Annotated in this window: 13 protein-coding genes and 2 tRNA genes; 10 read left to right on the forward strand and 5 right to left on the reverse strand. The window is 61.3% G+C overall.

Going from position 1 to position 12,269, the window contains the following annotated elements:
• Positions 1-4: 4 nt before the first annotated feature.
• The 5 genes from ACTG36_RS12195 to ACTG36_RS12215 form a co-directional block, all read right to left on the reverse strand.
• Positions 5-1,207 (reverse strand): carbohydrate ABC transporter permease, encoded by a 1,203-nt coding sequence (locus ACTG36_RS12195; RefSeq protein ID WP_375281918.1) that lies wholly within the window; start codon positions 1,205-1,207, stop codon positions 5-7.
• Positions 1,208-1,316: 109 nt separating this feature from the next.
• On the reverse strand, positions 1,317-2,561 hold the full coding sequence (locus ACTG36_RS12200; RefSeq protein WP_439142467.1) for an ABC transporter permease subunit: 1,245 nt from the start codon (positions 2,559-2,561) through the stop codon (positions 1,317-1,319).
• 80 nt (positions 2,562-2,641) lie between these two features.
• The gene (locus ACTG36_RS12205) at positions 2,642-3,982 is read right to left on the reverse strand and encodes an ABC transporter substrate-binding protein (RefSeq protein ID WP_375282149.1); all 1,341 of its coding nucleotides are present in this window, start codon (positions 3,980-3,982) and stop codon (positions 2,642-2,644) included.
• Between the two features lie 8 nt (positions 3,983-3,990).
• Positions 3,991-5,082 (reverse strand): LacI family DNA-binding transcriptional regulator, encoded by a 1,092-nt coding sequence (locus tag ACTG36_RS12210; protein ID WP_375282148.1) that lies wholly within the window; start codon positions 5,080-5,082, stop codon positions 3,991-3,993.
• A gap of 351 nt (positions 5,083-5,433) precedes the next feature.
• Positions 5,434-5,508 (reverse strand) — tRNA-Thr (locus tag ACTG36_RS12215).
• A gap of 251 nt (positions 5,509-5,759) precedes the next feature.
• Here ACTG36_RS12215 and murA point away from each other — a divergent pair.
• The 10 genes from murA to ACTG36_RS12265 all read left to right on the forward strand — a co-directional run bounded on the left by murA (position 5,760) and on the right by ACTG36_RS12265 (position 12,237).
• Positions 5,760-7,031, forward strand: coding sequence for a UDP-N-acetylglucosamine 1-carboxyvinyltransferase (gene murA / locus ACTG36_RS12220; RefSeq protein ID WP_375282147.1), 1,272 nt, complete (start codon positions 5,760-5,762; stop codon positions 7,029-7,031).
• Complete coding sequence (locus ACTG36_RS12225) at positions 7,028-7,504, forward strand: DUF2948 family protein (protein ID WP_439142470.1); 477 nt, start codon at positions 7,028-7,030, stop codon at positions 7,502-7,504. Before murA ends, ACTG36_RS12225 begins: the two co-directional genes overlap by 4 nt.
• A 146-nt stretch (positions 7,505-7,650) precedes the next feature.
• A complete protein-coding gene (gene hisD / locus ACTG36_RS12230) occupies positions 7,651-8,955 on the forward strand; it encodes a histidinol dehydrogenase (protein WP_375282145.1) in 1,305 nt (434 codons plus the stop codon).
• 4 nt (positions 8,956-8,959) lie between these two features.
• Positions 8,960-9,439, forward strand: coding sequence for a UPF0262 family protein (locus ACTG36_RS12235; RefSeq protein WP_375282144.1), 480 nt, complete (start codon positions 8,960-8,962; stop codon positions 9,437-9,439).
• 1 nt (position 9,440) lies between these two features.
• Positions 9,441-9,893, forward strand: coding sequence for an arsenate-mycothiol transferase ArsC (locus tag ACTG36_RS12240; protein ID WP_375282143.1), 453 nt, complete (start codon positions 9,441-9,443; stop codon positions 9,891-9,893).
• A 126-nt stretch (positions 9,894-10,019) separates the two neighbouring features.
• Complete coding sequence (infA, locus tag ACTG36_RS12245) at positions 10,020-10,238, forward strand: translation initiation factor IF-1 (protein ID WP_008186030.1); 219 nt, start codon at positions 10,020-10,022, stop codon at positions 10,236-10,238.
• A gap of 1 nt (position 10,239) precedes the next feature.
• Positions 10,240-10,821, forward strand: a complete 582-nt coding sequence (locus tag ACTG36_RS12250; RefSeq protein ID WP_375282142.1) for a Maf family protein — start codon at positions 10,240-10,242, stop codon at positions 10,819-10,821.
• Positions 10,818-11,858 (forward strand): ribonuclease E/G, encoded by a 1,041-nt coding sequence (locus tag ACTG36_RS12255; RefSeq protein WP_375282141.1) that lies wholly within the window; start codon positions 10,818-10,820, stop codon positions 11,856-11,858. Before ACTG36_RS12250 ends, ACTG36_RS12255 begins: the two co-directional genes overlap by 4 nt.
• On the forward strand, positions 11,858-12,067 hold the full coding sequence (locus tag ACTG36_RS12260) for a DNA gyrase inhibitor YacG (RefSeq protein WP_375282140.1): 210 nt from the start codon (positions 11,858-11,860) through the stop codon (positions 12,065-12,067). Before ACTG36_RS12255 ends, ACTG36_RS12260 begins: the two co-directional genes overlap by 1 nt.
• A gap of 95 nt (positions 12,068-12,162) precedes the next feature.
• Positions 12,163-12,237: transfer RNA gene (locus tag ACTG36_RS12265), tRNA-Phe, on the forward strand.
• Positions 12,238-12,269 lie beyond the last annotated feature (32 nt).

Below are 12,269 nucleotides of genomic sequence, written 5' to 3' on the forward strand. Positions count from 1 at the left end.
CGTCCTATCCTTTCACTGACCCGGCGGTCAGCCCTTTCGTCATGAAGCGTTCCAACCCGAGGAAAAGCGCCATGATCGGCACGGTCGCCACCACGGAGCCCGCCATCAGGTGTTGGCGCGGAATTTCTGAAGAATTGAGCGAGGCAATGCCGCGCGTCAGTGTGAATTTCGATGGATCGTCCAGCAGCATGAAGGCCAGCAGGAATTCGTTCCATGCGATCATGAAGACATAAAGCGACACCGACGCCAGCGCGGGCAGGGACAGGGGCAGGGTGATCTTCCAGATCACGGCCAGCCGTGACAGCCCGTCCATCAGCCCCGCCTCTTCGACCTCCGCCGGAAGGCCGCGGAAGTAGCCCTGCAACATATAAAGCGCCACGGGAATGGTCGTGACCGGATAGATCATCACGATCCCCCAAAACGAATTGCGCAGGCCGGTCATGGAAAAGGCTATGTAGATCGGCAGCGCCAGCACGATCATCGGCACCATGTAGATCAGCAGGATAGAGCGTGAAAACGCGGCCTGTCCTGCAAACCGCAGCCGTGCCACGGCGTAGGCACCGGGGATGGCAAAGGCCAGCGTGATGAAGACCGTCAGCACCGAAATGAAGAAGGAATTGAACATATAAGTGCCGAAATTGAACTGGGTGAACAGCTCATCATAGCTGCGGAACAGATCGGCGCCCTTGCTCAGATCGATCGAGAAATCGAGGGGGTTCTGCATCAGCTCGCCTTGATTTTTCAGGCTGGTCATCACCATGACGTAGAAGGGGATCAGCACGATCGCGGTGAAGAAGATATAGCCAAACCCGGTGAGGAAGCGGATGATCGCGCCCTCGAATTCATGCCGCGTCAGCGCGCCCATAGGCGTGTCGTGCAGGATTTTGCGCACCGACCACACAAAGACTGCGCCTAGGGCCAAGGCGGCCACTGCCGTGGCAAACATCCCCGTCTCGCCCCGCCCAATAGGGCCATAAGGCGTCAACGTCACACCAATCAGAGCCAGCATGACCCCCCAAAGGGCCCCCTTTTGGCCGATCAAGCCGGCAGCCCCGATGGCCGCAACCGCGCCCCAAAACAGGCTCAGCCAGATAGACGGGCGAAACGGATCACCGGTGGCAAAGGACATGGCCACAGAAATGGTGACGGACAAAACAACCATCCAAAGCGCGCCCAACACCGGGGCCGTGATATATCCGTACCTCAAGACACCCACGTCGGTCCCTCCTTCATCTGGCCCAAAAAACTCTGGGGGAGCGCGCAGCGCGGGGGCGAAGCCCCGAATGGTCGGATGCCGAAGGCATTCGAAAAACCCATCACAGACCCTCCTCGCGGCTGATGTATTTCAGGAAAAACAGCGAAAACGTCAGCAGGCAGGCAAAGATCACCACCGCCACGGCCGCACCGGCCCCGATGTTGGAGACCGCAAAGGCCTGTTCATAGACGTTCACCGTTAAGGTCCGCGTGCCCGCGTTGCCGCCTGTCAGCAGGAAAATGTCGTCGAACTTGTTGAACGTCCAAATGAACCGCAGCAGGAACAACACGCTCAGGATGCCCAGAAGCTGCGGCATGCTCAGATACCAGAACTGTTGGAAGGGCGACGCGCCGTCCATGTCGGCGGCTTCATACATATCTGTGTCGATGCTTTGCATCCGTGCCAGAATGAACAGGAACGACAGCGGGAAATAGCGCCAGATTTCAAAGACCGTGACCATGATCAGGGCCAAGGGCCGCTCACCAAAGAAATTGATCGCCTCGGGCGTCACACCCATCTGCACCAACAGCGCATTGGCCGATCCTGAGAACGGGTCGAACAAGATCAACCATGCAAAGGCCACGGCGATGATCGGGGCCACGTAAGGAAAGAGGTACAGCCCCCGCAAAATGCCCTGACCTTTGAAGGATTTGTTCAGCAGCAGGGCCGCGAACAGACCCACCAGCAGTGCACCGATTGTGCCAAAGACGGTGTAGAACAGGGTCACCCAGAGGACCTCAAGAAATTCGTCCCCACTGAACACCCGTTTGAAATTGTCCAAGGTGAAGGTCGCATTGGTCAGGATGTTGGAGGCCGTGCCGGTGGTGGCCGCGGGGCTGTCTTGGGGGCGCACCTTCGCGTCCAGATAGGCCTGTCCGACGGTCACGGGGATGGTCAGGGTTTCACGGGTGCCGGGGTCCCAATCGCCCAGATCACAGGCCAGTACACGATCATTAAGTGTGCAGCGGGGATCAAGGTCAGTGACCGTCAGGCCCGCAGGCAGTGTATCGGTGAAGGTCACGCCGGTGATGGGTTGGTCTTGTGAGGAATTGCGCAAACGGTAGCGCAGGGCGGCCTCACCGTTCAGCACATCCGCATCGCCGCGAATGTCCTCGCGCAGGACCACTTCGGGCGCGCGCAGATCGCCCAGTTCAACCGGTTTGAACGAAATCCAGAAGATCGCCAGCAGGGGCAACACCACGACCAAGGCCACGGCAGTGATGGTGGGCAACAACAGCCCCCATGCAAGGCGCGCTTCGCGTTTGCCTAATGGGCCAGTGCCAATCGGGGGGCCGAGGTCCGCCATTGGGGTCTCCTGATCTCTAAAAAGAAATGGGGTGTGGGCGCCCCCCGCCGGTGTCAGCGGGGCGCGCCCTGGGACCTGCGTTACTGGACGCCGGCGATGGCCGCGTTCAGTTCAACCACAGTGGCTGCCGCATCGCGTTCGCCGTCGATGTATTCACGCACCAGACGGTTGATCACCTGAGAGTTGATGATCGCAGAAGCCGCCGACAGCTGGCCTTCGGCCACGCCCCAGCGCTGGGCCACATCCAGACCGCCGACGATTTCGTCAATCATCGCCGCGTCATAAAGATCACCCAGTGGCGCTTTGCGGTCTACACCCACATCCAGGGTTGCCCAGAGATCGGCGTATTCGGTTGGATTGTCGGCAGTACCGCGACGCACGGGGAACTTGCCTTCAGGCGCGATGGCCAGTGTGGACCCGTAGCCTTCGGACATGGAATACTGAACGAATTCCATCGCCGCATCGGTGGCCGCATCAGCGGTGATCCCGAAGTAACGCACGTCACCCCAAGCAGCCCCATCAGGGTTCGATGGGCCGGAGAAGTTGGTCACAACACCCGTCGCCGCTGCCAGATCGGACGACGTTGGATCATCGTTGATTGTGGGCGGGGCGCTGTCGCGCAGACCGGCCAGTTCGTCCAGAATGAACGGAGACCAGATGATCATCGCCGCATTGCCCGAGAAATAGAGCGTGCGGGACTGATCCCAATAGAGATCACCGGGGGGTGAGGCTTCTGCGATGGCTTTGTAGAATTCCAGCACCTCGATTGTGGCGGCTTCATCCAGTTCGGCCACACCGTCGGCATCCACAGGGGACACACCGTTGGCGAGGAACACATGTTCCAGAACCTGGCTCATGAAGTTTTCGTCGACCTTGGTTGCGGCGACAAAACCGTACATCTCTGGCGGATTGTGCAGGGCCTCTACGGCGGCCAGCACGTTGGCGTAGCTGTTTGGGGGCTCAAGACCTTTTTCAGCAAACAGATCCGCACGGTAGACCAGCATCTGGGTCCAGCCGTCCACCGGAACGGAGGCATAGCCGCCGTCAACGGCTGCCATGTTCAAAGCACCGGGGGCGAAGGTGTCTGCGCCCAGCATTTCGATGACGTCAGTGGCGGCGTCGGTGTCCAGAATGCCCGCTTCGGCCCAAGGGGCGGCATACTGCAAGGTGTGGTAGATCACGTCGGGCAGATCGCCTGCGGCGAAGGCTGCTGTGGCGCGTGTGCCCAGATCGTTTTCAGACACTGGAATGACCTCAACCGTGTAGCCGGTGGCGGCGGCAAAGTCTGCGGCCATGGCTTCTTGGCGGGCCAGACGTTCGGGCTGTTCTTCTGTGGTCCAGAAGCGCAGCTCTTCTGCGGCAAGGGTCGTGGCGGACAGGGCGATGGCCATGGCCACCCCGGTGCGCAACGCTGTTTTCATTGAAACTCTCATTGTTTTCCTCCCATTGAGATGTTGTTTCGGCATTTGTCGTGTCGCGGCCCAGTTGAGCCACGGTTGATGAACTGCGCTGAGGCCGTCTCGCGCAGTGTTTCGGGATCCTCGCCGCGCAGGCGGCGGATCAAAAGTTTGGCCAGCCGTGCGCCCGCGTCGCGGTTGTCGACGGCAAAGGTTGTCAGGGCGGGGTGGACGTGGGTGCCGTCCTCGATCCCGTCATAGCCCGTCACCGACAGGTCGGATCCGATGGACAGCCCGCGCTGGGCGGCGGCGCGGTAGACGCCCAAGGCCACGCGGTCCACGGCGCAGACGATGGCTGTCGGCGGGGCTGCGGCCTCCAGAAGTGTGGCGGCGGCGGCCTGACCTTCGGCCAGTGTCACCTTGTTTTCGATCACAAGGTCCGGATCAACGTCCAGCCCCGCCTCGGCCATGCCGGAGACAAACCCCTGATGGCGCAGGCGGGCGTAGGAATATTTCGTACCGCCATTGATAAAGGCGATCCGGCTGTGGCCCAGTTCGGCCAAGTGCAGCACGGCTTCATGGATCGCGTCTTCGCCGCGGATGTCGAACCAGCTGCAGCCCTTGGGGTCGTCTTGGCGGCCATACAGAACGAAGGGCACGTCCATTTCGCGCAGCAGGGCCACGCGCGGGTCGCGGACCATGGCACGCGGCAGAACGAACCCGTCGGCTTTGCCGTCACGGCGCAGGCTGCGGAAGGTGTCAAACAAGGTGGCGTCACTGTCGGCGGAGGCCACGGTCAAGGTGTAGCCTTCGTCGGAGGCCCCCGCCGACAGACCGGCCAGAAATTCCGCCAGAAAGGGGCGGTGTGCGTCGTGGTCGGACAGTTGCAGCACAAACCCCAAGGCGCGCGTGCGGCCGGTTTTGATGGCCTGTGCGTGGCTCAGCGGTTGGTAGTTCATCTGTTCGGCCATGCGTTTGACACGCAATTGGGTGGCCGGTGAAATGTCGGTGTAGCCGTTCATCGCACGCGACACGGTAGACTTGGTCAAACCAAGGGCATCGGCCATGTCACTGATGGTGACACGACGGGCCGGTTTGGACATGGACGTGGCATGCGGCTGCATTGTGAAATTTTCTCCCTGCGACTCAGGCTGTTTTCCGAAACCGGTTTCGGCAAGAGGTTTTTGGAGATTTTCCATCGGTGCGCTGCAGCGAGGGTCTGCGGATTGGGCAGGGTGCGGCCCAGTTCGGGGCGGGATTCACCATACAGGGTTAGCCGGATCGGCGTGCTGCAGGTGCAGAAAAACGACGCAGAAAATGGGGTGGATTTCGGGCTGTTTCGCGGGGTGGGTTTGGGCAGGTGGCCGCTTCAATTTGGCCCCAAGATGGCGCAATACGATTCGCCCAGAGGGTGCGCGCGCGCAAAACGGGACGGCGTTTAGCGGCGGTGTGTGTGTTGGGGGTCGAAGGGGGGATGGTGCTGCCGGAGAGAATTGAACTCTCGACCTCTCCCTTACCAAGGGAGTGCTCTACCTCTGAGCTACGGCAGCAACCGTGGCGCGGGGATTAGACGCAAATGGGCGACCATGCAAGCCCTCTCTGGACGGTTTTTGCGCTGTGGGGTAACAAGCACCATGAGCAGGAAAACGACCCCCACGGCTGGCCAATCCCGCGAGGACCGGTTGAAGGCCGCGCTAAAGGCAAACCTGGGACGCCGTAAGGCGCAAGCCAGACAGAAAGCACAGGCGCAAGCCGCGCCAAAGACAGGCGGTGACGCCGCAGATAAGAAAGAGTAACAGGCATGGATTCCATCGTTGTACGGGGCGGCAAGCCACTGTCAGGCCAGATCGAGATTGCGGGTGCCAAGAACGCAGCACTGACCTTGATGCCCGCCACCTTGCTGAGTGACGAGCCACTGACGCTGACCAATACGCCACGGTTGAGTGACATCAAAACGATGACGCTGCTGCTGGAATCCTTGGGCGCCGAGATTTCGTCGCTGCAGGATGGCAAGGTGCAGACCATGTCGTGTCACGGCGCGATCAACACCACCGCCGACTATGACATCGTGCGCAAGATGCGCGCGTCCAACCTGGTGCTGGGGCCTTTGCTGGCGCGCGAGGGCCATGCGATTGTGTCGCTGCCCGGCGGCTGTGCCATTGGTGCGCGGCCGATGGATATTCACACCGATGGTCTGGCCAAGATGGGCGCTGAGATTGATCTGAAAGACGGCTATCTGCATGCCAAAGCAGATGGCGGCAAGTTGAAGGGGGCGGTGATTGATTTCCCGTTTGCCTCTGTGGGGGCGACCGAAAACATCATGATGGCCGCGACCTTGGCCAAGGGCACGACCGTGATCAACAACGCCGCGCGTGAGCCTGAGATCGTCGATCTGGCGACCTGTCTGCGCAAGATGGGCGCACAGATTGAGGGCGACGGGACGTCGTCGATCACCATCCAAGGGGTCGATCAGTTGCACGGCGCGACCCACCCCGTCGTCAGCGACCGGATTGAGTTGGGCACCTATATGCTGGCGCCTGTGATCGCGGGGGGCGAGGTTGAATGTCTGGGCGGGCGCATGTCGCTGGTTGCGTCTTTTGCCGAGAAGTTGGATGCGGCGGGCGTTGATGTGCAGGAAACCAAGGCCGGTCTGAAGGTGAAGTTGCGCGGCGATCGCCCCAATGCGGTGGATGTCACCACAGAGCCGTTCCCCGGTTTCCCGACAGATTTGCAGGCACAGATGATGGCGATGCTGTGCTTTGCGGACGGCACGTCCGTGCTGGAAGAAAAGATTTTCGAGAACCGCTTTATGCACGCGCCGGAACTGGTGCGCATGGGCGCGGATATTGAGGTGCACGGTGGCACCGCCACGGTCACGGGAGTGGAGCGCATGAAGGGCGCGCCCGTGATGGCCACGGATTTGCGCGCCTCGGTGTCGTTGATTTTGGCGGGTTTGCGCGCCGAGGGCGAGACGCAGGTGAACCGCGTCTACCACCTTGATCGCGGCTATGAAGACGTGGCGGGCAAGCTGGGCGGCGTGGGCGCCGATATTGAACGGGTGCCCGGATCATGAGTGACGCAACCTTTGAGGACGGCGCGGAAAAGCCGCTGCGCCTGAAGGCTTTGGATGCCGACGACCTTGGGATTCTGTCAGGATTGGTTCAGGATGCGGTCTTTCCTGCAGCGGAAGTGAAATGGGACCGCAAGGGGCGGCGGTTTGCGGTGTTGTTGAACCGCTTTCGGTGGGAAGACGCACCCAAGGCCGAGGCGCGACGCAGGGATTATGAGCGGGTCCAGTCGGTTTTGATGATCGAAGATGTGATCCGCGTGCAGACCCAAGGGGTCGATCCGAAAGACGCGGAGATGGTGTTGTCTGTCCTCACCGTCGTCTTTCATGCCGCCGACGACGGGGCAGGGTTTGTGGAGCTGACGCTGGCCGGAGACGGCGCGATCCGTGTCGAGGTTGAGGCGCTGGAGGTCTTGTTGAAGGACGTGACACGGCCCTATGTGGCGCCATCGCGCGCCAAGCCGGACCATCCCGAATAGGGTTTCGAATTTGGCTTCGCCAAATCCGATCCGCAGCCGGGCCGCCCGGCTGCGTTTTTAGGTATTTTTGAACCAGAGAAAGGGCGATGTCGCGCATTGAAGGCAGAGGGCAGGCGCGCTATGTCCGCGCGGAGCGGGAGAGTGATATGCCACAGTTTCTGACAACCACAGACGCCGATTTTGAACAGCGGTTTGGCGCCCTTTTGGCAGCCAAACGCGAAGACAGCCCCGATGTGGATGCGGTTGTGGCGGAGATCATTGCCGATGTGCGCGCACGCGGTGATGCGGCGGTTCTGGAGTTGACGGCGAAGTTTGACCGGCTGACGTTGCAGGCAGGCGGTTTGCGGTTTTCTGAGGCCGAGATTGAGGACTATTGCGCGCAGGTGTCTGACGAGGACCGCGCGGCGCTGGAACTGGCGGCAGAGCGCATTCGTGCCTATCACGCGCGGCAGATGCCCGAGGACTCTTTCTGGGAAGATGCGGCGGGTGCGTCGCTGGGCTGGCGCTGGACGCCGGTGTCCGCGGCAGGGCTTTATGTGCCCGGCGGCATTGCGACCTATCCGTCATCGGTGTTGATGAACGCGGTGCCCGCGAAGGTGGCCGGTGTGGGGCGGTTGGCGATGGTGGTGCCCACACCTGACGGGGCCGTGAACCCGTTGGTGTTGATGGCCGCGCGAATTGCCGGTGTGGATGAAATTTACCGGATCGGTGGCGCTCAGGCTGTGGCGGCGCTGGCCTACGGGACCGAGACGATTGCGCCGGTGGACAAGATCACCGGACCGGGCAATGCCTTTGTGGCGGCGGCCAAACGGCGGGTCTTTGGCAAGGTCGGCATTGATATGATCGCCGGTCCGTCTGAGATTTTGGTGATTGCCGATGCGGACAATGACCCGGACTGGATTGCATTGGATTTGCTGAGCCAAGCCGAACATGACGAGAGCGCGCAAAGCATCCTGATCACCGATGATGCGGCCTTCGGGCAGGCGGTGGCCGATGCGGTTGAGGCGCGGTTGCAGACCTTGGAACGGCGCGCTGTGGCTGGGCCAAGCTGGCGCGATTACGGGGCTGTTGTCACGGTGCGCGATATGGCTGAGGCGGTTGAATTGTCTGACAGGATTGCGCCCGAACATTTGGAGATATGTGTGGCGGATGCGGACGCTTTGACGGCCCAGATCACCCATGCAGGCGCGATTTTCATCGGCGCGTGGACGCCCGAGGCCATTGGCGATTATGTGGGCGGGCCCAATCACGTGCTGCCCACGGCGCGGTCTGCGCGGTTTTCCAGCGGTTTGTCGGTGATGGATTTTCTTAAACGCACAACACTGGCGCGGATGACGCCGGAGGCGTTGCGCGCGATTGGACCTGCCGCCGAGAGGCTTGCAATTTCGGAGAGTTTGGAGGCTCATGGCCTCAGCGTCCGCGCGCGGCTGGACCGGTTGAACAGGGACTGACCTGATGACGAAGATCATAGATATCGCCTTGGACGACCGCGCATTGCCGCCGCCCACGCCGGAGATCGAACAGGAACGCAAGGTCGCGATGTTTGATCTGTTGGAGGAGAATTCCTTTGCGCTGGCCGATCGCGACGGGCGCGCAGTCCCTGAGGGGCCGTATAAATTGGGCCTGTCGATCCGGCAAAAACGGCTGGTCTTTGAGATTGCCACCGAAAAGGACGATCCGGCGGGGGAGTTTCATCTGTCCCTTGGCCCGTTCCGACAGGTGGTGAAGGACTATTTCCAGATTTGTGAGAGCTATTTTGACGCCGTCAAAACCGCAGCACCCAGCCAGATTGAGACGATCGATATGGCGCGGCGGGGCATCCACAACGAGGGCGCGCGCATCCTTGAGGAACGTCTCGACGGCAAGGCGGAGGTCGACACTGACACGGCGCGACGTCTGTTCACCCTGATCTGTGTTTTGCATTTCGGGGGCTGAGATGAGGGAGATGCCGCAGTCCATTTTGTTTTGCTGTGACCACAATTCAGTCCGGTCGCCCATGGCCGAGGGGATCACCAAAAAGCTATATGGAACAGAGGCTTATATTCAGTCCGCCGGGGTGAAATCCGATCTGGATATTGACGGGTTTGCGGTGGCCGTCTGTCAGGAAATCGATGTGGAGCTGTCGCGCCACCGGTCGCGCAGTTTCGATGAGATGGAAGATTGGGGCGATGATCTGTCGTCCTTTGATCTGGTGGTGGCGCTGTCGCCCGCAAGCCAGCGGCGGGCGCAGGAATTGGCGCGGCACAGCCACTTGGAGGTGGAATACTGGCCCATTCTGGACCCCACGGGGCTGGGCGAAAGCCGCGAGGCGCGGCTGGTGTCCTATCGTCAGGCGCGCGATCAGATCCGCGACCGTCTGGTGGACCGTTGGGGCGAGGGCACCGGCTGAGGCCGCCACTTGGGCCAGCGGGGCCGCGATGCCGCAGGGCAGGGGCTGAATTAGGCCTTGAAAATTCACCCTGATCGGACCATTTAGGCCCCGTCCACGTTTGGTGGACTTTTTGATGGAGAGAACATGGCCAAGGAAGAACTGCTCGAATTTCCCGGTGTCGTCAAGGAACTCCTGCCGAATGCGACATTCCTGGTCGAGCTGGAAAACGGCCATACGATCATCGCACATACGGCAGGCAAGATGCGCAAGAACCGCATCCGCGTTCTGGCAGGCGACAAGGTGCAGGTCGAAATGACCCCCTACGATCTGACCAAGGGTCGGATTAATTACCGCTTTAAATAAGGTGGGCGACGCCCCCCGATTGATTTTAGGCTCCGGTTCGCCACGGCGGTTGGAGCTTTTGGCGCAGCTTGGGCTGGTGCCAGATGCGGTGCGCGCGCCCGATATCAATGAAGACCCCCACACGGACGAAAAGCCACGCGATTACGTGCGGCGCATGGCGTTGGAAAAGGCGCAAGCGTCGGAGTGTGCGGCGGATGAGGTCGTGCTGTGCGCGGACACCACCGTGGCCGTAGGGCGCCGGATTTTAGGCAAGCCCGCGGATGCGGGCGAGGCTGAGGCGTTTTTGCGGATGCTGTCGGGGCGGCGCCACCGCGTGATCACGGCCATTTCGGTCAAGACCGCAGCTGGCATCACCGTCAAAGACAACATGACCGTCGTGAAGATGAAGCGGCTGAGTGATGCGGAAATCGCCGGTTATCTGGCCACAGATGATTGGCGCGGCAAGGCGGGTGGCTATGCCATTCAGGGGCCAGCCGGTGCGTTTATTCCGTGGATTGGCGGATCGTTCGCAGCTGTCATGGGATTGCCGTTGGTTGAAACGGCGAATGCGTTGCAGAACGCGGGCATAAAGGTGTGGGCATGAAGGGTCGTGTGATTGTTTTGGACCACATCGCGGGGCGTGAGGCCGCAGCGTTGTTGGTGGACGGAAAGCTGACGGACCTGTTGGTTGATGACGACAGCGCCCCGCGCCCCGGTGCGATTTTCCGCGCGGTGTGTGACCGTCCGATCAAGGGCATGGGCGGCATGATGCTGCGCCTGCCCGACGGCGAGACCGCGTTTCTGCGGCAAGGCAAGGGGCTGGCCCTTGGTCAGTCCATGCTGGTGCAGGTGACGGGCTATGCGGACGATGGCAAGGCGGTGCCGGTGACGGACCGTGTGTTGTTCAAATCCCGCTATGCCATTGTCACGCCCGGCAAGCCCGGCATCAACATCAGCCGTGCGATCAGGGATGACGATGTGCGCGACCGCCTGCTGGCCTGCGCCCATGAGGCAGGGGTGGCCGAGGGTTTCGGCCTGATCATCCGGTCCTCTGCGGCGGAGGCTGCGGACGAGGACATCATCGAAGATATCGCGGCGATGGATGCGCTGGCCACGGCCATCATGGCTGACGCAGACGGCGCGCCAGAGGCCCTGACGGAAGGGGACGGACCCCACGTGCTGGCGTGGCGCGACTGGGTCGAACCGGCCAAGGTCGTGACCGATGCGGGCGGGTTTGAAGATATGGATGTTCTGGGCCAGATGGTGTCCCTTGGACAGCCGCGCGTGGGGCTGGACGGCCCTGCGTTCATGTATGTGGAACCCACACGCGCCTTGGTGGCCGTCGATGTGAACACGGGCGGGGATACGTCGCCTGCGTCAACTCTCAAGGCCAATCTGGCGGCCTGCAGGGCCTTGCCGCGAGCGCTGCGGCTGCGGGGTTTGGGCGGGCAGGTTGTGATTGATATGGCGCCCATGTCCAAAGCCCACAGGCGTGAGATAGAGGGCGCTCTGCGCTCTGCCTTCAAGACGGATACGGTGGACACCGCCTTGGTCGGTTGGACGCCGCTGGGCCACTATGAGTTGCAACGCAAACGTGAACGGCTGCCCCTGCCGGCTGAGGTCATGGAGGCGCTCGCGTGATGGCTTGCCCGATCTGTGAAAAAGACACCAATCCGGACTATCGCCCGTTCTGTTCCAAACGCTGCGCGGACCTTGATCTGGCCAAATGGCTGGGCGGGGCCTATGCGGTGCCGTCGCAGAATCCTGATGATTATGATGAGCTTTTGGATGCTATGGAGCGCGCCGCCGCCGCCCCCGATGACGACGAAGACCCCCCGCGTTTGTCCTAATTCGCGGGTTCTTGCGATTGGGGGCAATTTGGGGCTGGACAGTCCTTTGGTGCGCTTCTAAAACGCGCTCACCCAAGGGGTTCGCCCCTACCGGTGCCCGGGTAGCTCAGGGGTAGAGCAGTGGATTGAAAATCCTCGTGTCGGTGGTTCGATTCCGCCCCTGGGCACCATTTAATAAGCTGATATATTTATGTTTTCTGCT

The sequence above is a fragment of the Pseudooctadecabacter sp. genome (genome assembly GCF_965657175.1).
Classification (GTDB): domain Bacteria; phylum Pseudomonadota; class Alphaproteobacteria; order Rhodobacterales; family Rhodobacteraceae; genus Octadecabacter.